General features: G+C 32.3%; 23 protein-coding genes and 1 other RNA gene. 15 read left to right on the top strand and 9 right to left on the bottom strand.

Annotated features, from left to right (window positions below; genetic code table 11):
• The first annotated feature begins 50 nt into the window (after positions 1–50).
• From gcvT to EJA19_RS10810, 6 genes are all read left to right on the top strand, one after another.
• Positions 51–1,121 (top strand): glycine cleavage system aminomethyltransferase GcvT, encoded by a 1,071-nt coding sequence (gene gcvT / locus EJA19_RS10835; protein ID WP_125468394.1) that lies wholly within the window; start codon positions 51–53, stop codon positions 1,119–1,121.
• Between the two features lie 19 nt (positions 1,122–1,140).
• Positions 1,141–1,974, top strand: coding sequence for an NAD-dependent epimerase/dehydratase family protein (locus EJA19_RS10830; protein ID WP_125468393.1), 834 nt, complete (start codon positions 1,141–1,143; stop codon positions 1,972–1,974).
• A 55-nt stretch (positions 1,975–2,029) separates the two neighbouring features.
• Positions 2,030–2,320 (top strand): 4a-hydroxytetrahydrobiopterin dehydratase, encoded by a 291-nt coding sequence (locus EJA19_RS10825; RefSeq protein WP_125468392.1) that lies wholly within the window; start codon positions 2,030–2,032, stop codon positions 2,318–2,320.
• A gap of 64 nt (positions 2,321–2,384) precedes the next feature.
• A complete protein-coding gene (locus EJA19_RS10820) occupies positions 2,385–3,131 on the top strand; it encodes a YebC/PmpR family DNA-binding transcriptional regulator (RefSeq protein WP_125468391.1) in 747 nt (248 codons plus the stop codon).
• Positions 3,132–3,205: 74 nt separating this feature from the next.
• Positions 3,206–3,667, top strand: coding sequence for a nuclear transport factor 2 family protein (locus tag EJA19_RS10815; protein WP_125468390.1), 462 nt, complete (start codon positions 3,206–3,208; stop codon positions 3,665–3,667).
• Between the two features lie 54 nt (positions 3,668–3,721).
• Positions 3,722–5,200 carry a carboxypeptidase-like regulatory domain-containing protein gene (locus tag EJA19_RS10810; protein ID WP_125468389.1) on the top strand — a complete coding sequence of 493 codons (1,479 nt, stop codon included), beginning with the start codon at positions 3,722–3,724 and terminating at the stop codon, positions 5,198–5,200.
• Positions 5,201–5,338: 138 nt separating this feature from the next.
• Here EJA19_RS10810 and EJA19_RS10805 read toward each other — a convergent pair whose 3' ends face one another.
• The 5 genes from EJA19_RS10805 to EJA19_RS10785 form a co-directional block, all read right to left on the bottom strand.
• The gene (locus EJA19_RS10805) at positions 5,339–5,887 is read right to left on the bottom strand and encodes a 1-acyl-sn-glycerol-3-phosphate acyltransferase (RefSeq protein WP_125468388.1); all 549 of its coding nucleotides are present in this window, start codon (positions 5,885–5,887) and stop codon (positions 5,339–5,341) included.
• Positions 5,888–5,889: 2 nt separating this feature from the next.
• On the bottom strand, positions 5,890–6,951 hold the full coding sequence (locus EJA19_RS10800; RefSeq protein ID WP_125468609.1) for an iron-containing alcohol dehydrogenase family protein: 1,062 nt from the start codon (positions 6,949–6,951) through the stop codon (positions 5,890–5,892).
• A 34-nt stretch (positions 6,952–6,985) separates the two neighbouring features.
• On the bottom strand, positions 6,986–7,690 hold the full coding sequence (locus EJA19_RS10795) for an HAD family hydrolase (RefSeq protein ID WP_125468387.1): 705 nt from the start codon (positions 7,688–7,690) through the stop codon (positions 6,986–6,988).
• Positions 7,681–8,409: a 3-deoxy-manno-octulosonate cytidylyltransferase gene (kdsB, locus tag EJA19_RS10790; RefSeq protein ID WP_125468386.1), complete on the bottom strand. Its 729-nt coding sequence runs from the start codon at positions 8,407–8,409 to the stop codon at positions 7,681–7,683. The genes EJA19_RS10795 and kdsB overlap by 10 nt, the downstream gene beginning before the upstream one ends.
• 156 nt (positions 8,410–8,565) lie before the next feature.
• Complete coding sequence (locus EJA19_RS10785) at positions 8,566–9,990, bottom strand: ATP-dependent DNA helicase (RefSeq protein WP_125468385.1); 1,425 nt, start codon at positions 9,988–9,990, stop codon at positions 8,566–8,568.
• Positions 9,991–10,112: 122 nt separating this feature from the next.
• On the opposite strand from EJA19_RS10785, the gene EJA19_RS10780 reads away from it, so the two are divergent.
• From EJA19_RS10780 to EJA19_RS10770, 3 genes are read left to right on the top strand one after another with little or no spacing between them, the layout of a single operon-like run.
• Positions 10,113–10,853 carry a hypothetical protein gene (locus EJA19_RS10780; protein WP_125468384.1) on the top strand — a complete coding sequence of 247 codons (741 nt, stop codon included), beginning with the start codon at positions 10,113–10,115 and terminating at the stop codon, positions 10,851–10,853.
• Positions 10,837–11,658 carry a DUF3822 family protein gene (locus EJA19_RS10775; protein ID WP_125468383.1) on the top strand — a complete coding sequence of 274 codons (822 nt, stop codon included), beginning with the start codon at positions 10,837–10,839 and terminating at the stop codon, positions 11,656–11,658. Before EJA19_RS10780 ends, EJA19_RS10775 begins: the two co-directional genes overlap by 17 nt.
• Positions 11,655–12,203, top strand: a complete 549-nt coding sequence (locus EJA19_RS10770) for an RsmD family RNA methyltransferase (RefSeq protein WP_125468382.1) — start codon at positions 11,655–11,657, stop codon at positions 12,201–12,203. The genes EJA19_RS10775 and EJA19_RS10770 overlap by 4 nt, the downstream gene beginning before the upstream one ends.
• Here EJA19_RS10770 and rnpB read toward each other — a convergent pair.
• Positions 12,200–12,505: RNase P RNA component class A (rnpB, locus tag EJA19_RS10765), an RNA gene on the bottom strand. The genes EJA19_RS10770 and rnpB overlap by 4 nt on opposite strands.
• Positions 12,506–12,608: 103 nt before the next feature.
• Between rnpB and EJA19_RS10760 the strand changes: the two genes are divergently transcribed.
• From EJA19_RS10760 to miaE, 3 genes are read left to right on the top strand one after another with little or no spacing between them, the layout of a single operon-like run.
• Positions 12,609–14,360, top strand: a complete 1,752-nt coding sequence (locus EJA19_RS10760; protein WP_125468381.1) for a DNA polymerase III subunit gamma/tau — start codon at positions 12,609–12,611, stop codon at positions 14,358–14,360.
• 4 nt (positions 14,361–14,364) lie between these two features.
• The gene (locus EJA19_RS10755) at positions 14,365–14,928 is read left to right on the top strand and encodes a hypothetical protein (protein WP_125468380.1); all 564 of its coding nucleotides are present in this window, start codon (positions 14,365–14,367) and stop codon (positions 14,926–14,928) included.
• Between the two features lie 2 nt (positions 14,929–14,930).
• Positions 14,931–15,512, top strand: coding sequence for a tRNA-(ms[2]io[6]A)-hydroxylase (gene miaE, locus EJA19_RS10750; RefSeq protein WP_125468379.1), 582 nt, complete (start codon positions 14,931–14,933; stop codon positions 15,510–15,512).
• A 76-nt stretch (positions 15,513–15,588) separates the two neighbouring features.
• Here the strand turns inward: miaE and EJA19_RS10745 are convergent, their stop codons facing one another.
• The 3 genes from EJA19_RS10745 to ppk1 form a co-directional block, all read right to left on the bottom strand.
• A complete protein-coding gene (locus EJA19_RS10745) occupies positions 15,589–16,116 on the bottom strand; it encodes a porin family protein (RefSeq protein WP_125468378.1) in 528 nt (175 codons plus the stop codon).
• Between the two features lie 95 nt (positions 16,117–16,211).
• Positions 16,212–17,117, bottom strand: coding sequence for a Ppx/GppA phosphatase family protein (locus tag EJA19_RS10740; protein ID WP_125468377.1), 906 nt, complete (start codon positions 17,115–17,117; stop codon positions 16,212–16,214).
• Positions 17,118–17,120: 3 nt separating this feature from the next.
• Positions 17,121–19,184 carry a polyphosphate kinase 1 gene (gene ppk1, locus EJA19_RS10735; RefSeq protein WP_125468376.1) on the bottom strand — a complete coding sequence of 688 codons (2,064 nt, stop codon included), beginning with the start codon at positions 19,182–19,184 and terminating at the stop codon, positions 17,121–17,123.
• A 239-nt stretch (positions 19,185–19,423) separates the two neighbouring features.
• On the opposite strand from ppk1, the gene EJA19_RS10730 reads away from it, so the two are divergent.
• The 3 genes from EJA19_RS10730 (at position 19,424) to EJA19_RS10720 (ending at position 22,979) form a co-directional block, all read left to right on the top strand.
• Complete coding sequence (locus tag EJA19_RS10730) at positions 19,424–19,876, top strand: hypothetical protein (RefSeq protein ID WP_125468375.1); 453 nt, start codon at positions 19,424–19,426, stop codon at positions 19,874–19,876.
• A 248-nt stretch (positions 19,877–20,124) separates the two neighbouring features.
• On the top strand, positions 20,125–21,423 hold the full coding sequence (locus EJA19_RS10725; protein ID WP_125468374.1) for a hypothetical protein: 1,299 nt from the start codon (positions 20,125–20,127) through the stop codon (positions 21,421–21,423).
• A gap of 95 nt (positions 21,424–21,518) precedes the next feature.
• On the top strand, positions 21,519–22,979 hold the full coding sequence (locus tag EJA19_RS10720; RefSeq protein WP_125468373.1) for a T9SS type B sorting domain-containing protein: 1,461 nt from the start codon (positions 21,519–21,521) through the stop codon (positions 22,977–22,979).
• Position 22,980 lies beyond the last annotated feature (1 nt).

The raw sequence follows: 22,980 nt of genomic DNA, 5'->3' as shown, positions 1-22,980 counted from the left end.
AATTTTCCATATTATTTTAATTACTTTTGCGAAACTAACATAACAATACAATGAAAAACACAGCACTTACCGAAACACATATAGAATTAGGCGCTAAAATGGTACCATTTGCAGGGTATAATATGCCTGTACAATACGAAGGTGTCAATATAGAACACGAAACCGTAAGACAATCGGTTGGCGTTTTTGATGTTTCCCATATGGGAGAATTCTTAATTGAAGGACCAAACGCATTAGCCTTAATTCAAAAAACATGTAGTAACGATGCCTCAAAACTTACCATAGGCAAAGCACAATATAGTTGCATGCCTAATGATGACGGTGGTATTGTAGACGATTTAATTATTTATCGCATAAAAGAAGAAACATACCTTTTAGTTGTAAACGCCAGTAATATTGAAAAAGATTGGAATTGGTTGCAATCTAAAAACGATGTCAATGCCGAAATGAGAGATATTAGCGAAGACTATTCCTTACTTGCCATTCAAGGGCCTAAAGCTGTAGAAGCTATGCAAAGTTTAAGCTCACACGATTTATCCGATATAAAATTCTACAACTTTGTTGTTGGCGATTTTGCAGGAATAGAACACGTGATTATCTCTGCTACTGGATATACTGGAAGTGGTGGTTTCGAAATTTACTGTAAAAACAGCGAAGTAAAGCAAATTTGGGATAAAGTTATCGAAGCAGGTGCCAAACCAATTGGTTTAGCTGCACGCGACACGCTACGTTTAGAAATGGGCTTTTGCCTTTACGGAAATGATATTAACGATACCACATCGCCTATAGAAGCTAAATTAGGATGGATTACAAAATTCACCAAAGAATTCACTAATTCTAAAGCACTAGAGGAAGAAAAAAACCGTGGGTCAGAACGCAAGTTAATTGCTTTCGAACTTGATGAACGTGGTATCCCACGACAAGGCTACAATATTGTTAATGATGAAGGAGAAACTATAGGACAAGTAACCTCTGGAACCATGTCGCCAAGTTTAGGAAAAGGCATTGGGTTAGGCTATGTACCAACAGCATTATCTAAAGTTGGCACCAACATAAATATACAAGTACGTAAAAAAGCTATTCCTGCAACCATTGTCAAGTTGCCTTTTTATAAAGGATAATAGCTTTGTAGAATGATTAATGAAGGAGAGTAATAGCAAACATAGAATCTTAATATTAGGAGCAAGCGGTTTTTTAGGTCAAGCTATTTATAAAGAACTCTGCTCCTATTTTAATACGTTTGGCACTTACAGAGTTTCCAATAAAGATTTTGAAAAAAATCAACATTACTTTCAATATAATGTCGAAGAAGACGATGTTATAGAAATTATAGAAGCTACCCAACCAACTATTATTATTTCTGCTTTGCGTGGTGATTTTTCGGCTCAAGTTATAGCACATCGCCATGTATTCGAGTATTTAAAATCGCACAAAACCATCAAGGTTATATTTCTATCATCGGCTAATGTCTTCGATGCTTACAGTCAATTCCCTAGCTACGAAAACGACAAAACGTTAAGCCATAGTGTTTATGGACACTTCAAAATAAAAATTGAAGATATGTTTATGCGTTTACCCAAAAAACAGTATGCTATTGTAAGATTACCTATGGTTTTTGGTGCACAGTCTCCTAGAATTCTAGAAATAAAACAACAGTTGACTGATAATGAGTCTATCGAAATTTTTCCAAATCTAGTCATTAATGTTACTAGCGATAAAAAAGTTACGCAACAAATACATTACATTATAAACCGAAATAAAACTGGAATCTATCATTTAGGCAGCGATGATTTAGTACACCATAACGATTTTATAAAAGATGTTGTTAAGTCTCTTGGCAACTATCACCCTACATACAAACAAGTGTACACAACAAACGACGATAGGTTTTTAGCCGTATTACCAAAAGACAATAAACTCCCTAAACACCTCGCTACCGAAAGCAAGGATGTTTTAAAAGAATTACACCTATAATTGGCATAAATTGTTTAAATGGTTACCTTTATTAACCACAAACAAACCCATTATTATGTTAAAACTTTCCGAACAAGATATAGAAAAACACCTGTTACGCTTTCCAGACTGGACATACAGCAATAATGCCATTCATGTAGAATTTGAATTCGATAATTTTAAAGATTGCTTTAGTGCCATGAGCCGCATAGCTTTCGAATGCGAAGCCCTAAACCATCATCCTAATTGGACCAATATTTACAACACATTAAGCATCTCATTATCAACACACAGTGCTGGTGGCGTAACTAAAAAAGACTTTAAATTAGCCGAAGCCATAGAAACCATTGTAGAAGTACAAGAATAACAATTTTTTCTACACGGCATTTTTAGTAAATTTGGCAAAACTTAAAACATAATTAAAATAACATATGGGAAGAGCGTTTGAATTTCGCAAAGCAAGAAAAATGAAGCGTTGGGCAGCAATGAGCAAAGCCTTTACACGCATTGGTAAAGATATTGTAATGGCTGTAAAAGAAGGCGGTCCAGACCCAGACACCAATGCTCGCTTAAGAGCCGTTATTCAAAATGCCAAGTCGGTTAACATGCCAAAAGACAATATCGAACGCGCCATAAAACGCGCTAGCGATAAAAGTCAAGGCGACTATAAAGAAGTCCTTTTTGAAGGTTACGCTCCACACGGCATTGCTATTTTAGTAGAAACAGCTACCGATAATAATACAAGAACTGTTGCTAATATAAGAAGCTACTTTAATAAATGTGATGGTAGTTTAGGCACCTCAGGATCTGTATCGTTTATGTTTGACCATACTTGCAACTTTAAAGTTAAAGGCGAAAACTTAGATTTAGAAGAACTTGAACTTGAATTGATTGATTTTGGTGTTGAAGAAATTTTTGAAGATACCGATGAAGATGAAGATGGCAACGAAATAAACAGCGTAATGATTTACGCTCCTTTTGAAAGCTTTGGTAAAATACAAGCATATTTAGAAGAAAATAATATTGAAATATTATCTTCTGGTTTTGAGCGTATTCCGCAGGTTACTAAAAAATTAACTACTGAACAGGCAGAAGATGTAGAAAAACTTTTAGAAAAGATTGAAGAAGATGACGATGTACAAAACGTTTACCATACCATGGAAGAAACCACAGACTAACATTTCGTTAAAACTGTGATAAAAATATAGAGGCTACAATTTTTTGTAGCCTTTTTTTATTTACTTTTAGAGATATGGAAAACACTATTAACGCATTTTATAAAGCTTTCAATAACCTAGATGCCGAAACCATGGTAAGTTATTATCATGACGATATTGTTTTTAAAGATCCCGCTTTTGGTACCTTAAAAGGACATCATGCAAAAAATATGTGGCGTATGTTATGCCAATCACAAAAAAATAAAGACTTTAAGGTAACTGCTTACAACATTACAAATAGCTCTGCTACTTGGGAAGCTTTTTATACATTCAGCAAAACAAAACGTAAAATACACAATACCGTTAATGCTAAATTCATGTTTCAAGACGGTAAAATAATTTCACATACCGATACATTCAACCTTTATAAATGGTCAAAACAAGCGCTAGGTTTAAAAGGCACTTTAATAGGTTGGACACCTTTTTTTAAAACCCAGTTCCAACAACAAACTAATAAGCTATTACATCAGTTTGAACAAAAACATAGGTCAAACTAATTAACAACTTTGTAACAAAATCTACTGTAAATCGTCTTAAATAAAAACCATCATATGACATTCTTAAAACACGCCTTTCCTCTTTTAGCCTTCTTATGTTCTATCTTTAGTTTTGCCCAAGAAATATCTGGAAAAGTTTTAAGCGACTCCAAAGAACCTATCCCTTTTGCAACAGTTCAAATTGGCGATGGTTATGGTGTTATTACTAATGAAGAAGGTAATTTTTCCATTAATACAACTAATTTTAAAGAGACAGATTCTGTAAAAATTTCTTGCTTAGGTTATGAAAAATTAGGCCTGTTAGTGAAAGACTTCTCATCTTCAAATTACACTCTTAAAGAACAAGTTAACGAATTAAGCGAAGTGTATTTAACAAACCGCAACTTGAGTGTCGATTCTATTATGTACTATGTTAACCAAAACATCTCTAAAAACTACAACACAAGTCAGGTAGATTATAATATTTTTAGCCGTAGAACCGAGTTTATACAAGGTAAAAATATTGATTTCGAGATAGACAAATCCACAGGGTTTTCAAGAAAACAACTAAAAAATATTAATAAAGATATTAATACCTTAGAAACCACCTTACTTAATAACCGCTCTAAACAATATACCGATCTGATTGCAAATTTAAAGATTAAAGACAATAACAACTCTAAACTTAAAATTGATAAAGCGGTTAGGTTTTTAGATGAAAGAAACGACCAGTCTCTTGAAAAACTAGCTGAAAGGGGGAAAGATCTCGTCTCTAATCATTTAGATAAAAATAAAATTTATACCGTAAAATCTGGTTGGTTTAAACTCTCCGACTCAGTATCTTTAAAAGAACAAGAGCAAGGCAACAAAATGGAAGACACCATTAATTCTGTTGGCATAATAAAAACCCTTATGCTAGATAAAATAAACAATCATGCCATTTCTAAATCTAGTATGTTAGACTTTGTTTATGAAACCAGAAAATATGAATACGAACTAGCCGACATAACCTTTTTAGATAGCGAAATGGTTTATATAATTACATTTAAACCTAAAAGAAGCTCTGTAGATTACGAAGGAACCATGTATATTTCTAACGAAAGTTTTGCTGTTTTAAGAGCCGATTACAAGTTTTATAAAGGACGCGTTGGTGAGAAGTTTAATTTAAGACTTCTGTTAGGTATTAAATATGTTGAAAATGGTAAAAACGGAGCTGTCATGTTTAAAAAAGCAGAAGATGGCTATTATTACCCAAGATATATTAGCGAACATATAGACCGCTACTTTTATGTAAACCGTCCATTTAAGTTTATAGAAAACGACGACAGAGGTAATAAATTTGCTTTCGATTTTAATGTTGAAGGTACTTTTAAAGAAAAAACCGAGTTGTTATTTATTTCGCAAAAAACGCTATCAAATACTGAGTATGAAAACTTAAAAGAAGCGAAAAAAGTAGATTACAAAACAGAAAAACGGTATAGCTCGGAAATATGGAAAGATTACGATGTTATAGAGCCATTACAAGAAATGAAAAGTTTTGATGTAGAAGAATAAAAGAAACTATCTTAAATATAAATAGCTTCTTTTATTATTTTAAGTTAGTAAATGTTTCTTTTTAGGGACAAATCTTTTTGTTTACTTTATGTTTCATTCACCTGTCTACTAAATAATTAGCAAATTTTATGCCAAATATTAGGAGTATTTAGCGCATTTACCTTTTACGCCTTCAAAAAACTGGTGCATAAAAGCAAAATCGGCATCAATATCGTTTGTTGGGTAAAATGGTTCTGAAATGTGATTTTGTTTTTGTTTAAAGTCTAAAGTAAACATTATAATAGGCACATTGGCCGATTTAGCAATGTAATAAAACCCTGTTTTCCACTTAGCCACTTTTTTTCTTGTGCCTTCTGGTGCTAAGGCTAACCTAAATTCGTCTTTTTCGTTAAAAAGTTTAGCAATGGCTTCAACTTTATTTTGCCCTGAAGTCCTATCTAACGGGCTACCACCTACACGTTTTAAATACCAACCTAAAGGTCCAATAAATAATTCGCGCTTAGCTATAAAACTAACTTTTATATCGACAATTTTTCTTAAAAGAATTCCAATATAAAAGTCGTGCCAACTAGTATGTGGAACCGCTATTAAAACGGCTTTTTTAACTGTATCCTTAGAAAAATTAGTGTTTCCAGTAATTTTCCAACCTAAGAGTTTAAAATAAATAAATTTAGCTAACCAACGCATCTTTACATTTTTTCGTAAAGTGCTCTAAGCTTTTCACGTGTAATTGTTTTTTCCCAATTTTTTCCAATGGCATTCTCCCAAAGCGGTGCCATACCTAAAGACACATCTATCATGGTATTAAACTCTTTATCTGAAAGATTTTTACAAAGGCCTTGAGGTAATTCAATATTGTGAGCTTTTTTCATATCCTTAAACATTGTAACACCTTCAGGGTAAAACTCTTCAAGATGATCAAACACAATACAGTTTCCAACGCCATGTTTTGTGCCTAGCAAATACCCCAATCCATAACTCATAGCATGTGCTACGCCTACTTGAGAATAGGCAATACTCATACCGCCATGCCAAGAAGCCATCATTAATTTATCTTGAGATTCTTTTTCAGACAATTTATTATCTAAAAATATTTCTTTACATAGCTCGAAAGCTTTTTCACCATAACTTTGGCTAAAAGCATTTAGATAAGTCCCTGTAAGCGACTCTATACAGTGAATATAGCAATCCATTCCTGTATAAAACCATTGTTGCTTAGGAACATCTTTTGTTAATTCTGGATCTAATAAAACTTGATCGAAAGGTGTATAATCTGAATTAATACCTAATTTTTTATCCGGTCCTGTTAAAACTGTTGTTCTAGAAACTTCGGCTCCTGTACCAGATATTGTTGGCACGCCTACATGATAAACTGCTGGGTTTTTAACTAAATCCCAACCTTGATAATCTTTGGCCGATCCAGGATTGGTAAGCATAATTGCAACCGCTTTAGCTAAATCCAAAATGGTTCCGCCACCTATACCAATTATACCAGAAGGCTTTTCTTTATATTTTAAAATAATTTGTTCAACTAGAGCATCAACTTGAGATGTTTTGGGTTCTTCGTCTGCAGAAATATATAGAATTTCATCGTCGTAGGATAAAGGAATTCTCGATGTTACCCAGGCATTCCCTTTAAAAACATCATCTACTATATAAATAAACGGTGCTCTAACATTTAGTCGTTTTGGTTGTAAAACATCATGTAATTGACTAAAACTTCCGCGTCCAAAAACGACTCGAGATATCATGGGAAAATTCTTGTAACTCATCAATTTTGTTTAGTTAGTTAAAAAACGACAACATCTCATGCAATGTTGTAATCGTTTGATATTGTTTTCCATTTTTGTCTTTCTCTTGAACTGTTTCGTGAGCCCAAGTAGTATGAAATGGAACATGAATAGCTTTTGCCCCTATATTAACTAAAGGTAACACATCTGATTTTAATGAGTTGCCTACCATTAAAAATTCTGATGGGTTTATATCCAAATGGTTTAAAAGCTTTTTATAATTAGATTCCTGCTTATCACTTAAAACTTCAATATGATGGAAATATTTTAATAAACCTGATTTTTCTAATTTTCTCTCTTGATCTAATAAATCGCCTTTTGTGGCTAAAATTAATCGGTAATTTTTAGAAAGTTTTTCTAGTACGTGCTCTACATCATTTAAAAGTTCTACTGGTTTATTGATCATGTCTTTACCCAAATTGAGAATTTTCTCAATAATATCACTAGACACGTCTCCATTTGATAATTCAATAGCCATTTCTACCATAGATAACACAAACCCTTTTACACCATACCCATATACTGGCAGGTTTTTCATTTCCATTTTAAATAGTTCTTGGTCTATTTTATTAATGGTTTCGTAAGATGATAACATTTGAGCAAATTGCATTTCGGCATCACGAAAATAGGTTTCGTTTACCCAAAGGGTATCATCGGCATCAAAGCCTATTACTTTTATGTTGCTATAATCTACTTCCATAGTTTTCTGGCTCGTTCCAAATCTTCTGGTGTATCAACTTCTACGCCTTGTATAGTTGTTTCTACCATTTTTATGCGTTTGCCGTACTCTAAATATCTTATGCACTCTATTTTTTCGGTGGCTTCTATAAACTGCATTGGCAAGTTATAAAAGTCTAACAAAGCTTGCTTTCTAAAGGCATATATACCTTTATGTTTAAAATACCTGGCTCCTGCCTCTTTATCGCGTGGATATGGAATTGGGCTTCGTGAAAAATATAGTGCAAAATTTTCTTGGTCTACAATTACCTTAACGGTATTAGGATTGGTTATTTCATCCCAATCTGTAATTTCTACCATTAACGATGCTAAATCAATCTCTTTATTAGGGTCGTCTTTAAAAACTTCAATTACTTTTTTTAAACTTTCTTGTTCTGTAAAAGGCTCATCACCTTGAACGTTAACCACAATATCCACATCTAGGTTTTCTACAGCTTCGGCAATTCTATCACTACCCGATTGATGCTCTTTTTGGCTCATGATGGCTTTTCCACCATGATTTACGATTTCATTAAAAATAATATCGCTATCGGTAACAACATATACATCATCAAACAAATTGGTTGCTACAGTAGCTTCGTAGGTTCTTAAAATAACCGACTTACCTGCTAAATCTTGCATAAGTTTTGCTGGAAAACGCGACGCGCTGTACCTAGCCGGAATCATGGATATTATCTTCATAAGATAGTTTTATACTTTTTCAAAAATATAATTTTTAAAGTGATTTTAAGGTCTTGAAAGTTTAATCTTTCTATAAAATTTGAAAATTAAATACAGAACTATTATTGAGAAAACAAATGCTTATTATTGTTTCTGTATTCATTGCTTTGTTTATTTTTAAGTTTCAAAGAACTCGTCTTTAAAACCAATAAGATACAATTTTTCTTTGGCTCTTGTTACAGCTGTATAAAGCCAACGTAAATAATCTTTTGTAATGCCATCTGGCAAATAAGGTTGCTCCACAAAAATAGTATTCCATTGTCCCCCTTGCGACTTATGGCAAGTCATGGCGTAAGAAAACTTAACTTGTAAGGCGTTGAAATACTTATTGTTTTTTACTTTTAAGAATTTACGGTAATTACTACTCTCGTTTTCATAATCTTTCATCACTTCTTGATAGAGTCTGTTAGAATCTTCATATGGTAAAGATGGGGTTTGCGCCTCTATAGTATCTAAAAGTAATACTGTTTCAAACGGTCGCATTCTTGGGTAATCGACCATTTTAACTTTTACTTCGGCAAACCTGAATCCGTAAAGTTCTTTTATATGAAAAATTTCTAAAATTTCAATAATGTCGCCATTGGCTATAAAACCGGCTTCGGTGGTTGGTTTTATCCAAAAATAATTGTTTTTAACCACCATTAAAAAATCACCTGTACTTAACTCGTTTTCTCGAAATAGAATACGACTTCTTATTTGCTGATTGTATAAGTTAGCACGTTTGTTACTACGCACTATAATAGCCGTCTCCTCATGACCATTTTCGCTGTAAGACGCATCGATAGCTCCCATTATTTCATGACCATCAACTAGCCTAACAATATCTTTAAAACCATTTAAGTGAAACTTAAAGCTTTCAAAAAAGTCGTCTTGTAGTTCTTCTCTTAAATTAGTTGCATTTTGAAGTATCCCAGAATCTTGTTCTTGACGCACCACTTCATTTAATTCAATTTTTTTAACGTCTTTATTGTAATTCAAGCCTAGGGTATGCTCATTTAATGCGGGACTTAAATCTAATTTAACGGGTGGTAACTGTGCCACATCGCCGATAAGTAATAATTTACAGCGATGCCCAGAATACACATATTGCATTAAATCGTCTAAAAGAGAGCCATTTTCAAACAATTTAGATTCTCCTGGTGTATCTGGAATCATAGAAGCTTCGTCTACAATAAAAATAGTGTCTTTATGTTTATTAGGCTGCAAAACAAACTTTACGCCACCGCCTTTATCTTTTCTAGGGAAATATATTTTTTTGTGTATAGTAAACGCTTCTTTTTTAGAGTAATTAGAAATTACTTTTGCCGCTCTTCCTGTTGGTGCCATTAACACAGCACTTTTTTTAGCTTTCCATAAATTGGTTACAATAGTACCAATAATGGTTGTTTTTCCCGTTCCTGCATACCCTTTTAATAAATAAAGTGATTTTGGGTCGCTACTAAAAATAAATTCCGATAACTGCAAAAGTGCGACATCTTGAGTTTGGGTTGGCTTAAATGGAAACTGCTGTTTTATAAGTGTATAGAATTCAGATGCGGTCATAGAATAATTCTAGGGTTTTAATTTTCTCAAATATAGGAATGATTTTTAGGGCTATTGGTTTTTACGATTAAAAAAAAATTGTAGATTTGCCTAATACCTATTTAATATTAATAACACAAATCATGTTAAAATTCATCTTAATAGCTGTTGCTGTAATTTTACTTACTATTGGTTTAGTATGGGTAATCGATAAATTTGTGCCTTCTAAAGCAAAACCAGTTGTACAAATTTTACTTTGGGTCTTAATTATCTTTTTAGGATACCAAACGTATATGTCGATTTATGAGCCTTTACAATTTAACAAAGTTAAAGACAAGCGCTATGCTAAAGTTATTGAAAAATTAGTTGATATTAGAAATTCTCAACTAGCCCATAAAGAAGTAACCGGTACTTTTGCTAATGATTTTGAAAGTCTTGTAAAGTTTATTGATACAGCAAAATATACTATAACACAACGTAGAGACTCTACCGTTATAGATGAAGAATTAACCAAACGTTATGGTGGTGTTGAAATGACAAAAGATATTTTAATTATAGATACTCTAGGCTTTGTACCTGTTAGAGACTCATTATTTAAGTCTTCTACAAGATATAAAACCATGATGAATGTACCTGAAGCCGAAGAAGGCGCTACATTTAAAATGGAAGCTGGACTACTTGAAGAAAACGATGTTAAAATTCCTGTTTTTGAAGCAAGTGTTAAAAAATCTGTTATCTTACACGACCAAAATAAAGACTTATTAGCACAAGAAAACGAAGTCGTTTCTGTAGATGGTGTTAATGGCGATGAACTTAAAGTAGGATCGATGACCGAAGTAAAAACAAACGGGAACTGGCCTAAAACTTATGGCGATAGCGAATAATACAACTAACTTAACTAACCAAGATTTGTCCATTCAAATTAATTTGAATGGACTTTCTTTTTGTATACTAAACAAAAGCACACAAACCATTACTTTTTTAAAGCATATTACTTTAGAAAAGAAAACCACTCCCATTCAAATTTTAGATAAGTTAAAACATTGTTTTAATACTATAGATGAATTAAATAACACCTTTAATAAGGTAACAGTTATCTATATAAACGATTTAGCCACATTAGTCCCAAAGGAATTTTTTAATAAAGAACTCCTCGCCGATTATTTAAAGTTTAATTCAAAAATTTTAAAATCCGATTTTATTGCTTACGATACCATTAATGCCAACAATAGCGTTAATGTGTATGTGCCTTACGTTAACATTAACAATTACATTTACGATAGGTTTGGTAGTTTTTCCTATAAACATTATGCAACCATACTTTTAGAACAGGTTTTAAAAAACGACACGCTATCTCAAGAAGATAATATGTATGTAAATGTTGGTGAAACACATTTTGAAATTATTGTAGTCAACGCTGGAAAACTTCAATTTTATAATACTTTTGAATACCACACTCAAGAAGATTTTATTTATTACATCTTGTTTACTGTAGAACAACTTGCTCTTAACCCAGAAAACATAAACCTTATTCTTTTAGGTAACATTGCAAAAGATGATGACCTTTATACTATCGTCTATAAATACATAAGGCATGTTTCTTTTGGGCATAGAAAGGATAATTATAATTACATTAAAAAACCTAAATCTAATCATTCCCACTTTACCTTAATCCATAGTTTTTCATGAGAATTATTTCCGGACAATTTAAAGGCAGGAAGTTACAAGCTCCAAAACAATTACCCGTTCGCCCAACAACCGATATGGCTAAAGAAGCCTTTTTTAACATCTTAAATAACAACTATTATTTTGATGAATTATCGGTTTTAGATCTTTTTGCCGGAACAGGAAATATAAGTTATGAATTTGCCTCAAGAGGCACCACACAAATTACGGCTGTAGATGGCCATTACGGATGTATAAAATACATTAATCAAACAGCATTGCAGTTTGATATGCCTATTCAAACCATAAAAAGTGATGTGTTTAAGTTTTTAGAACACTACAAAACCAAACACACTATTATTTTTGCCGACCCACCTTACGATTTTGATTTAGAAGCCTTTTCTAAAATCCCTGAATTAGTTTTTAAAAATAATATATTAGAACCACACGGATATCTTATTATAGAACACTCCAAACACACCAACTTATCACATTTAGACTATTTTAACCAATCAAAGAGCTATGGTGGTAGTGTTTTTAGCTTTTTTGAACACCCCGAAGAAAAATAAAAAGCAGATCTATAAGCCGAATTCTGTACTGTTCAAAAAACAGCCCTTATCATTTATCTTAATGCATTGTTGCCAATACACTCTAGCTGCCTACCCTCCAACAATCGTACGTGCCGCACTCAAACGTTGGTATACATGGCATTGCACCGCATAGAGTTTACCTGATTTCACTACAGCATTACCTGTACATACTTTCTGTTGCACTTTTCCTAACCTCACGGTTGATGGCTGTTAACCACTATGCTGCACTATGGTGTTCGGACTTTCCTCTGTGTAAACACAGCGATAAGGCGATCTGCTTAGGTGCAAAAGTACACAAATTGTTAATAACTACTTTTAATTTTTAGCAGCATAATTCCAAAATTTAAAGCAAAGTTTTAACTTTGTTATGCTTAACAATTTTCAATGGAACATTTTGTAGTATCGGCTAGAAAGTACAGACCACAAACATTTAAAGATGTTGTTGGTCAACAAGCCATTACCAATACATTAAAAAATGCTATTGAAAACAACCATCTAGCTCAAGCCCTATTATTTACGGGGCCCAGAGGTGTTGGTAAAACCTCTTGTGCGCGTATTTTAGCAAAAATGATAAATAGCGATGGACAAGATCAAGGCGATGAAGATTTTGCTTTCAATATTTTTGAATTGGACGCCGCTTCCAACAACTCTGTAGACGATATTCGTAACCTAACCGATCAAGTCAGGATTCCACCTCAAGTAGGAAAATATAAAGTTTATATTATTGATGAGGTTCACATGTTATCCCAAGCCGCTTTTAACGCGTTTTTAAAAACCTTAGAAGAGCCTCCAAAACACTGCATTTTTATTTTAGCAACAACTGAAAAGCATAAGATTATTCCAACTATTTTGTCACGTTGCCAAATATTCGACTTTAAACGAATAACTGTTAAAGATGCTAAAGAGTATTTAAAATATATTGCCGAAGAACAAGGAATTGAAGCCGAAGACGATGCGCTACATATTATTGCTCAAAAAGCAGATGGCGCCATGCGTGATGCATTATCTATTTTCGATCGTGTAGTTAGTTTTTCTGGAAAACATTTAACCAGACAAGCCGTTACAGAAAACCTTAATGTTCTTGATTACGAAACGTATTTTAAAAGTACCGATTTTATTTTAGAAAATAACATTCCAGATGTATTAGTGCAATTTAATACCATTTTAGCGCAAGGATTTGATGGTCATCATTATATCGCTGGCCTAGCCTCGCATTTTAGAGACTTATTAGTTTGTAAAAACCCTAAAACAGTTGATTTACTTGAAGTTGGTGAAGAAACTACCGAGAAGTATAAAATTCAATCGCAAAAAAGTTCTCAAGCATTTTTATTAAAAGCTATCGAGTTAGCCAACGAGTGTGATTTAAAGTATAAATCCAGTAAAAATCAACGACTCCTTGTTGAACTTTGTTTAATGCAACTTTCCTCTATCACTTTTGATGGAGAAAAAAAAAATAGCCAACGTTACATAATTCCACCAAGCTATTTTAAAGCAAAAGGTATTACACCTATTCCTGTTAGTAAGCCTTCTACTAAGCAAAAAGAGGACAGCAAAGAAGAGTCTAAACAAGTAACAACCGAACCTAAGACGGCTTATGTTAACACCCAAAACCTTACTAAGGTAAAACAGCAAAAGCAACAAGCTTCAAAACCTAAAATAGATATCTCAGCTCCTAAAAAGTCAACCTCTGGTTTATCGTTAAAAAGCATAAAAGCAAAAAAGGAGCATGAAATTAGGCAAATGGATGTTGTTGTTAATGAAGAGGAACTTCCTAAAGAACCTTTCACGGAAGAACAATTGCGACAAACTTGGAAAGACTTTGTAACGATTATAGAGAAAAAAGGGCAATTTAATCTTGCCTCTATTCTATCTATAGACGAGCCTAAACTAGACGGTACAACAATTCATTTAGAGTTTCCTAACAATACCAACAAAGTTGAAGTAGAACGCCAACAATACGATTTACTTAACTATCTTAGAAAAACACTTCAAAATTACGATATATCGCTTTCTATAACGGTTAACGAGGTTATTGAAAAAAAATACGCCTACACAACCCAAGAAAAATACGAAAAGCTTAAAGAAAAAAACCCTAATATAGATGTGTTACGAAAAACGTTTGGTTTAGATATTTAACTTTATGAAATCAACTATCACTTTCTTTATTGCACTAATCGTCGCTATTTGTTTTTTTAATTGTGATGGTAGACATCGAGCACAAAAATCTTACACAGAAAATCTGATCAAAGAAAACCTTCCTAGTTCATTTTCTGAGCAGGTAACATTTTATCCCGAAAACTATGCTGAACACGTTAATGACACCACGTTAACAAACGGATACCGTGCGCATATTAAGTCGTATTCAGATATGGTTAATCATGTTGTTATTACTGAGAAAAAAAACAAAACAATCCTTAAGACACATTATAGAAAAGCCATTGGAGAAATAACGGTTTATAAAGATAATTCTGAAGTGTTTATGACTGTTATTAACGACCAATTATTTAGTAAACATATTGATAACTTACCCAAAGATTTTAATCAATATATTTTAAAAAGTCTCTGGGTAAACCAATATAAATCATTAAAAAACAATCAATTAATTGTTGACGTTTTGTTACAAAAACCTAAATCTAAACATCAAATTAATTGTCAACTTATCATTGATTCTAAAGGAAAATTTAACATTATAAAAAACGTGTAATTATGTTAGGATTAAAACTTCCAACAGACCCAAGATGGGTAAATATTGTAGAAAAAAATATTGAGGAAATCCTTACAGACCATGCCTATTGCGAACAAAAAGCAACTAGTACAGCTATTTCTCTTATTGTTTCTTTTCCAGAATATACCGAATTAGTTACAGAAATGACAGCTTTAGTAAAAGAAGAGATTAGTCATTTTAAAATGGTTCATGATAAAATAATTGAACGTGGCTGGGTTTTAGGACGAGATAGAAAAGACGAATATGTTGTTGCTTTACATAAATTTTTTCCTAAAGGTGGCAGCAGAACTACACAATTAGTTCACCGCTTGCTTTATGCTGCTTTAATTGAAGCTAGAAGCTGCGAGCGTTTTAGACTACTATCGGAAGAATTAGAAGATAAGGAATTGGCCGAGTTTTACCGTAAACTTATGGTAAGCGAAGCCAACCATTATACCATGTTTTTAGGTTTTGCAAGACAATACGGAAATCGCGAAGATGTAGATGAAAAATGGCAAAATCTTCTTGATTACGAAGCTGATATTATGAAAGATTTAGGAAAAAAAGAAACCATTCATGGCTAGTCTAAATGCTCTTATAATATAAAAACCTCCAATACAAATTGGAGGTTTTATTTTTATATATCTTTTCTTAGAAAACTTAAATTTTTATACCAATACCTAATTGAATATTAGTGTTTTTAGCTTCAATATCATTCTCATCGTCTATAATATTAGTTAAACCATAGTGGTATCTGGCATCGATAAAAATTTCATCAGTAATCATAAACTCTAAACCGCCAATTCCAGAAAAGGCAAAGTTTTTGTAACCATCTTCATATTCATGAATTTTCACACCAACTAATGGTCCAGCACCTATAGAAAACCTGTCTCCTAGACGAAACTTTAACAAAATAGGTGTTTGAATATAATCTATTCTAAGGTCTCTATCTTTAGCACCTTCAGCAGAAAATTGAATTTCTGGTGCAATAGACATAGAGGTCGTTAATGCATACTCGCCAAAAAAACCAATAGCGAACCCATTTCTATGTTGGTTTGAAAAATTAGCATCTGGATCAAAGTCTAAATTAGAAATGTTATATCCCACTCTAACTCCGTATAAGTCTTTTTGAGAAAACGAAACTGTAGTACAAGCTATAACAAACACTAAGAATATTATTTTTTTCATTGTTTTAAAGTAGTTTGGTTAATAATCTGAATTTTAACGGCTAAGATATATTTTTATCTTAAAATGAGGATAATATAAAGACAAACTGCTTCTTTTTACTGTGTATTGCTTGAAATGGTATTATGATACATACTTTTAATAATTCCGTCGGATAACCCTATTTTAGGAACATATATATCTTTAGCACCACTCCATTTCATGGCAGATAAATAAATTCTTGTTGCTGGAATAATAACATCTGCCCTATCTTGATTTAAGTCTAATTCTGTTATTCTTTCTTCGTAAGAGTAAGTTTGTAACGTTTTATAATATGATGATAAATAAAAATAGGTTAATGGTTTTCCTAATTTCTTTCCAGATATTTTAAAAATTTTATTAATATTTCCTCCAGAACCTATCAGATCTATTTTTTCGTATTCTGCGGTATGTTTAATCACCCATGCTTCGGCTTCTGCCCAAGTTTCGTTCTTAACAATATCGTTTAACAACCTTACGGTTCCTATTTTAAAAGAACGCGAGGTTATTTTTTTTCCATTATGGATTATAGAAAACTCAGTGCTACCACCACCTACATCAACATAAAGATAGGTTTTAGAATCGTCTATAAAGGCATGTAAATCGGTGGCAGCAATAATAGCTGCTTCTTCTTCGCCATCAATAATATCAATTTTTATGTTTGAATGCTTTAAAATTGCCTCTGATACTTGCTGTCCGTTATCGGCTTCACGCATAGCAGAAGTTGCACAAGCTTTGTATTTAACAACTTTATGAGATTTCATGAGAAGTTTAAAGGCCTTCATGGTATCTAACATGCGTTGTTGGTTATATTTAGAAATATTTTGCTCTAAAAACACATCGGCTCCCAGACGAATTGGCACCCTTACTAACGAACTTTTTTTAAATCTAACTTCTTTACCTTTTTCTTCTATTATGTTTGCAATAAGTAATCTAACAGCATTAGACCCTATATCGATAGCGGCATATTTTTTTATTGAAAGCATAAATTAATTGTCAAGTTTTTTTTGGTAGTAATCGTAAAGTGCAAACTGCGACCTTACTTTAGGCTTATTATTTCGTTTATAGTCGTTTTGTTGCGAATTGTTTAAAAGTCTTGCTTTTACGTTATCGCTCCAACATATATTAAAGGTGTCTATAAGTTCGCTTTTAATACTCTCGTCGTAAATGGGGCAACTTACTTCTACTCTATTTTCAATGTTTCTTGTCATCCAATCTGCTGAAGAAATATAAATTTTAGGATCGTTATTGTTACAAAATATGTATAATCTTGTATGTTCCAAAAATTTATCAACAATACTTATTACTTCAATATTTTCACTCATGCCTTTAATACCTGGGATTAAGCAACATATCCCTCTAACAATCATTTGAATTTTCACGCCTGCTCTACTGGCTTCGTATAATTTATCAACCATTTTAAAGCTAGATATACTATTCATTTTTAAGCGAATGTAAGCTGGCTTCCCTGCTTTTACATTACTTATTTCTTGATCTATAAGTTTAAATAAGGCTTTTTTGGTGTAATGCGGCGATGTGATAATGTGTTTATACCTATAAATTCTATAGTTAACCTCGAAGAAACTAAATACTTTGTTTACATCTTTTAGTATTTTTTGGTCTGCAGTAAATAGTGTATAATCGGTATATATTTTTGCTGTCGATTCATTAAAATTCCCTGTACTTATAAACCCATAGCGCTTAATTTTGTTGTTTTCTTCACGCTCTATAACACACATTTTACTGTGTACTTTTAACCCTTGAACCCCAAAAATTAAGTTTACCCCTTCGTTTTTCATTTGTTCGGCATACTCGATATTTGCTTGTTCATCAAAACGTGCTTGAATTTCTATAGAAACCGTTACCTTTTTACCATTTTTTGCAGCATTTATTAAAGAACTTGCTACATGCGAAATTTGTGCTAAACGGTAAATGGTAATTTTAATTGTTTGCACTTTGGGATCTAAGGCGGCTTCACGAAGAAACTTTACAACATAGGAAAATGTATGATATGGTGTGTGCAATAAATAATCTTTGTTTTCTATGCTTTTAAAAATACTCTCCTGTAAGCTTAACCCTTTTACTGGTAAAGCTTCTATTTTTTCGTAAAGCAAATCTGCTCTTCCTAAACTTGGAAAACTCATATAATCACGACGGTTATGGTATCTTCCACCTGGAATAATACTATCATGCGAATCGATGCCCATTTTTGTCATTAAATAATTTAATGTCTCAGGATCTATGGTTTTATCATACACAAACCTAACGGGTTCGCCAACTTGTCTGTGCTTAACACTTTCCGAGATTTTTTCCATAAAACTCTTACTTAAATCGCTATCTAAGTCTAACTCGCCATCTCGTGTTATTTTAATCATATGTGCTGTAGCTTCGGTATAATCGAAAATGTTAAAAATATCGTCTAAACAAAATCGTAACAAATCATCTACCATGATAATGTAGCTTTTCCCATTTTTTTCTGGTAGCACTACAAACCGATCCATAGATTTAGATATTTCGACAAGTGCGTATTGTTTTTCACCTGATTTAAGCACCATTTTTACTGCTAAATAAGCGGCGCTATCTTTTAAGTTAGGTAGTTTAACAATATCACTTAAAATTATGGTAACTAAAGCTGGACTTACATTTCTTAAAAAGTAATCCTTTATAAAAAGTTGTTGTGTTTTATCTAATTGGTTTTCTGTAACTAAAAAAATGTTCTCTTTTTCAAGCGATTTCTTAATCTTACTTAAAACTTCTAAACTGTGACTTTGTTGTTTAATAACTATTTGCGTTATTTCCTCCAACAATTGTGCAGCTTTAATACCACCAAGTTCGCTTTTCCCGCCTTTACCAGCCTCTACAATACGTTTAACCGTTGCATAACGCACTTTAAAAAACTCATCTAAGTTATTAGAGAAAATTCCTAAAAACCTTAATCTATCAATTAAAGGTACTGTTTCATCTTCTGCTTCTTGTAGCACTCTTGCATTAAATTGCAACCAACTAATTTCTCTATTTATATAACTGTTTTGTACTGTACTTGCGTTTGGCATTTAATGTTCTTTTTTTACAAATATATTCTATAAAAGATTAATTAAACATTAAATAAGTTAGGATATAAAAAAGGAAAAGTCAATAAACTTAAAAAAACAATTATTTTTAAGTTTTTTCTTACAAATAACGTTTTTTATCGTAGTTTTTGTACAGTTTATTGATTAAAAACCCAAAAAAGGATTGTATTTTTTAATTATTTGTATAGATTTGTCTTCTATGGAATAATAAAACCCTGGATATGAAAACTAAACTTACTCTACTTATTACTATTTTGTTTTTAACAACTGGCACCATCATTGCCCAAAACAATGGTGCTTCGCAAAGTATTATCGATAATAACGTTTCTATTGGAAAATATCATGATAGAGACGAATTACAACGAATGAATAAAGGAAAGCTATTAGACTTATATATTGAACGTATTGAAGTTATTGTTAAAGTACTCCCCAATATTGCTTTTACAAATAAACCTGGTGTTACTATTGCTTCATTAGGAATACCAGATACAAAAGATCATAGGAAAGCTCTTGAAGATAATATTGATGCAGCAGATGAATATTTTGAAAACACCATAGAATTTCAAAGAAAGATTTTACCATATTCGGATAAATCTAATTTAATTGCTGCTGTATTGTTTTATGAGCAAACATTAAAATCATTACATACGTATAACGAATTTAATCAATATTAATTTTACAATTACTTAATATAACAACCTTACAAATGCCACTATTAAAGTGGCATTTTTTTTATATTTTTATTAATAATCTCCTATTAGACTTTCATAAAAAGAAAATTTTTCTCAAAAAAATAAGATTTATCTTACAAAACACAAACATTTTGTGTTTTTCGTCGATATTTTTTGTATTTCATAGGATAAGTTTATATGTTTGGTATATATATTATAATACCCAAAACTAAAAATTAAACATATAACTTATGAAAAACTTTACTCAAATGTTATGTCTATTTCTGCTTACCTTGAGTAGTGTATTTGCTCAACAAGAAAAGGGCATATTTGGTCGTAACAACTGGCTAAATCCATGGGCCGAATTTCAACCTAACACAATTGAATATGGCGAACCTACCGAAATACTAAGTGGCGATATTACCGAAGACACCAAACTCAACAAGAAAAATATATACCTACTTCTTGGAAATGTTTTTGTTACAGATAGTACAACATTAACAATAGAGCCAGGAACTGTAATTATAGGTGACTTTAAAACAAATGGTTCTTTAACCATTAGTAAGGGCTCTAAAATTATTGCTGAAGGTACAGAAACCGATCCTATTGTGTTTACATCTAATAAGGGTGTAAAAAAACAAGGTGACTGGGGTGGTGTTTTTATACTTGGCGATGCTCCAATTAACAAGTTTGGTAATGAGTCCTTAATTGACTTTGGTTTAAAACCATCTTCTTCAAAAAATATAAGTTACGGTGGCAATAATACAGAAAGTTATTCTGGTATTTTTAAATACGTTAGAATTGAGTATGCTGGTAGAAGAACCATAAATCATGGTTATTTTAGTGCTTTAACGCTTGCGGGGGTTGGACATAACACCATTGTAGAGAATGTTATGGTAAGCCATAGCAACGGAAATTCATTTAATGTAATTGGTGGTGAAGTTATTCTAGACAAACTTGTTTCTTACAAATCTCATGGTAATGATTATGAGTTTAATTATGGTGCACAAACCATTATAACAAATTCATTAGCCATACGTTCGCCTTACGTTTCCAACTCAAATAGACCAAAAGCCATGTATGTTGCATCTTATAATAAAAGAGATGAAATTGACTTTTCTAAAAAAGAAACTTTTGTTAGCGCAGAAAACTTAACCTTAGTTAATGTAAGTAACGACTTAGCAGGCGATATAAAAATAGGGCTTGTTAAAGAAGCCATTTATATAGCTCCCGATGCAGCTTTTTCAATGAATAAAAGTGTTATTTCAGGATTTAATCCAGCAGTCGTTTTTGATGAAAACATCAAAATCAACAACGAAAGCCTAAATAAGTTAAAATTTACAAACATGCTTTTTAATAACTGTAATGGCAACTTATTTACTAGGTACAATCCTAACAACGACGATTTAGAAGACTGGTATGGTAATAGTAGTTTCTTTAATGTATACGCTAAAAGCCCTGACGAAGAAACGTTTATCGATTTAAAAAATAATAAACGACCTGACTTTAGATTACGAATTAATAAAATCGTAGCATCAAATATGGATTAACAACAATCCAAAAAAACAACATTAAATCTTGTCTTTTATTCTAGTATCAAAAATAAAAGACAAGATTTTTCCCAAACTATACCAACTTAAACTACATGCAAAAAATTACCCTACTAAAACACGTAACGATACTTCTTTGTTCTTTTGTTTTTTTAGTTAGCAAAAACACAAAAGCTCAAATAGTTATTGGTACACCAAATTTAGGGTTTAGTCAAGCATGTGCAAATAGTTCATTTAACACCTACAACACTACATTTGTATTTTCACCAGAAGCAGGATTAGATAGTAGTAATCAATTTATTATTGAATTATCTGATGCCGATGGCAACTTTACATCGCCTACAGTATTACACACAACAACCCCTGGAGAAATTACAACATCGCCAGTAACCTTAAGTTTTTCGATACCAACAACGGCCTATGGCGAAAATTATAGAATAAGAATTAAAAGCACAGCTCCTGTAGCGACTAGTTCTCGTTCTGTACCATTTGCAGCATATTACAAACATCAAGACAGCCCTTTTACAATTAACAATTTAGTGTCAACAGGAGCTTTTTGTAGTGGCGGAAGTTACCTTTTAACAATTGATAATCCAGGAACAGGATCTAACGATTCTCCTTTAAACTATCCTACTCTAACCTTTAATTGGTTTCGAGAAACAAGTGCTACAACATCTGTTTTTATTGCTGAAGGAGAAACCCTAGAAGTAACTGATGCTGGAACTTATTTTGTTGAAACCAATTACGGAAGTTGTACTTCTAATTCATATTCAAATAGAGTTACTATAAGCGAGGTAACTTCTGGTGAAGCCACCGCAACTATTGTATCTAGTTTAGGAAACCCTTTTTGTCCTGAACAAAATGCAACTGTACTAAGTACTATTAATGGTAATAGCTACCAATGGTATAAAGATGGTGCGCCAATTATTAATGCTACCAATCAAACTTACGAAACTAATCTGTCAGGAACTTATAGCGTTCAAGTAGATTTAGGAAGTTGTCAAGCTTCGGGAAGTATCGATTTAGTGAGCGAACTTTTTTCTGCTTCGATTAATGTTTCAGAAGAAAATACATTAGAAGAAGGTGAAACTTTAACAGCAACTGTTACAACGTCAGCTAATGCCCCAGAATATCAATGGTATTTAAATAATACGATCATTTCTGGAGCTACTCAAAACACTTATGAAATTACTGAGATTGGAGAATATAGTGTTGTCATTACAGAAACATCTGGGTGTAATGCTTCCCGAACATTTGATTTTTCTGTTATTGAAGCCTATAACCCTTTTCCAGATATAGATAAAATACCAAATATTGTAAGCCCTAACGGCGATGGCGTTAACGATACTTGGATTATCCCAACAAAATACACTAGCGGATCAAACTCTGAAATAACGATTATGAGTAACCGAGGTGAAATTGTATTAAAAACAGATAATTACTTAAATAATTGGCCAGAAAATAATTTAGATCTTAATAGTATAAACAAAGTATACTACTATATCATTAAAAGTGAACAAGACACCAAAAAAGGAACTATAACACTCATTAAATAGC

The organism is Mangrovimonas spongiae, assembly GCF_003944795.1.
In the GTDB taxonomy this organism is placed as follows: Bacteria; Bacteroidota; Bacteroidia; order Flavobacteriales; family Flavobacteriaceae; genus Mangrovimonas; species Mangrovimonas spongiae.
This window is presented reverse-complemented; position numbering and strand designations above follow the sequence as displayed.

What these genes read in the sequence shown, in the direction of transcription:
- EJA19_RS10725 (WP_125468374.1), top strand. Translation starts at nt 20,125, where the DNA reads ATGAAAAACTTTACTCAAATGTTATGTCTATTTCTGCTTACCTTGAGT.
- EJA19_RS10720 (WP_125468373.1), top strand. Translation starts at nt 21,519, where the DNA reads ATGCAAAAAATTACCCTACTAAAACACGTAACGATACTTCTTTGTTCT.
- EJA19_RS10820 (WP_125468391.1), top strand. Translation starts at nt 2,385, where the DNA reads ATGGGAAGAGCGTTTGAATTTCGCAAAGCAAGAAAAATGAAGCGTTGG.
- EJA19_RS10745 (WP_125468378.1), bottom strand. Translation starts at nt 16,116, where the DNA reads ATGAAAAAAATAATATTCTTAGTGTTTGTTATAGCTTGTACTACAGTT.
- EJA19_RS10795 (WP_125468387.1), bottom strand. Translation starts at nt 7,690, where the DNA reads ATGGAAGTAGATTATAGCAACATAAAAGTAATAGGCTTTGATGCCGAT.
- EJA19_RS10825 (WP_125468392.1), top strand. Translation starts at nt 2,030, where the DNA reads ATGTTAAAACTTTCCGAACAAGATATAGAAAAACACCTGTTACGCTTT.
- EJA19_RS10740 (WP_125468377.1), bottom strand. Translation starts at nt 17,117, where the DNA reads ATGCTTTCAATAAAAAAATATGCCGCTATCGATATAGGGTCTAATGCT.
- EJA19_RS10760 (WP_125468381.1), top strand. Translation starts at nt 12,609, where the DNA reads ATGGAACATTTTGTAGTATCGGCTAGAAAGTACAGACCACAAACATTT.
- EJA19_RS10830 (WP_125468393.1), top strand. Translation starts at nt 1,141, where the DNA reads ATGAAGGAGAGTAATAGCAAACATAGAATCTTAATATTAGGAGCAAGC.
- EJA19_RS10785 (WP_125468385.1), bottom strand. Translation starts at nt 9,990, where the DNA reads ATGACCGCATCTGAATTCTATACACTTATAAAACAGCAGTTTCCATTT.
- EJA19_RS10730 (WP_125468375.1), top strand. Translation starts at nt 19,424, where the DNA reads ATGAAAACTAAACTTACTCTACTTATTACTATTTTGTTTTTAACAACT.
- EJA19_RS10805 (WP_125468388.1), bottom strand. Translation starts at nt 5,887, where the DNA reads ATGCGTTGGTTAGCTAAATTTATTTATTTTAAACTCTTAGGTTGGAAA.
- kdsB (WP_125468386.1), bottom strand. Translation starts at nt 8,409, where the DNA reads ATGAAGATAATATCCATGATTCCGGCTAGGTACAGCGCGTCGCGTTTT.
- EJA19_RS10775 (WP_125468383.1), top strand. Translation starts at nt 10,837, where the DNA reads ATGGCGATAGCGAATAATACAACTAACTTAACTAACCAAGATTTGTCC.
- EJA19_RS10810 (WP_125468389.1), top strand. Translation starts at nt 3,722, where the DNA reads ATGACATTCTTAAAACACGCCTTTCCTCTTTTAGCCTTCTTATGTTCT.
- EJA19_RS10770 (WP_125468382.1), top strand. Translation starts at nt 11,655, where the DNA reads ATGAGAATTATTTCCGGACAATTTAAAGGCAGGAAGTTACAAGCTCCA.
- EJA19_RS10800 (WP_125468609.1), bottom strand. Translation starts at nt 6,951, where the DNA reads ATGATATCTCGAGTCGTTTTTGGACGCGGAAGTTTTAGTCAATTACAT.
- EJA19_RS10755 (WP_125468380.1), top strand. Translation starts at nt 14,365, where the DNA reads ATGAAATCAACTATCACTTTCTTTATTGCACTAATCGTCGCTATTTGT.
- miaE (WP_125468379.1), top strand. Translation starts at nt 14,931, where the DNA reads ATGTTAGGATTAAAACTTCCAACAGACCCAAGATGGGTAAATATTGTA.
- gcvT (WP_125468394.1), top strand. Translation starts at nt 51, where the DNA reads ATGAAAAACACAGCACTTACCGAAACACATATAGAATTAGGCGCTAAA.
- EJA19_RS10815 (WP_125468390.1), top strand. Translation starts at nt 3,206, where the DNA reads ATGGAAAACACTATTAACGCATTTTATAAAGCTTTCAATAACCTAGAT.
- EJA19_RS10780 (WP_125468384.1), top strand. Translation starts at nt 10,113, where the DNA reads ATGTTAAAATTCATCTTAATAGCTGTTGCTGTAATTTTACTTACTATT.
- ppk1 (WP_125468376.1), bottom strand. Translation starts at nt 19,184, where the DNA reads ATGCCAAACGCAAGTACAGTACAAAACAGTTATATAAATAGAGAAATT.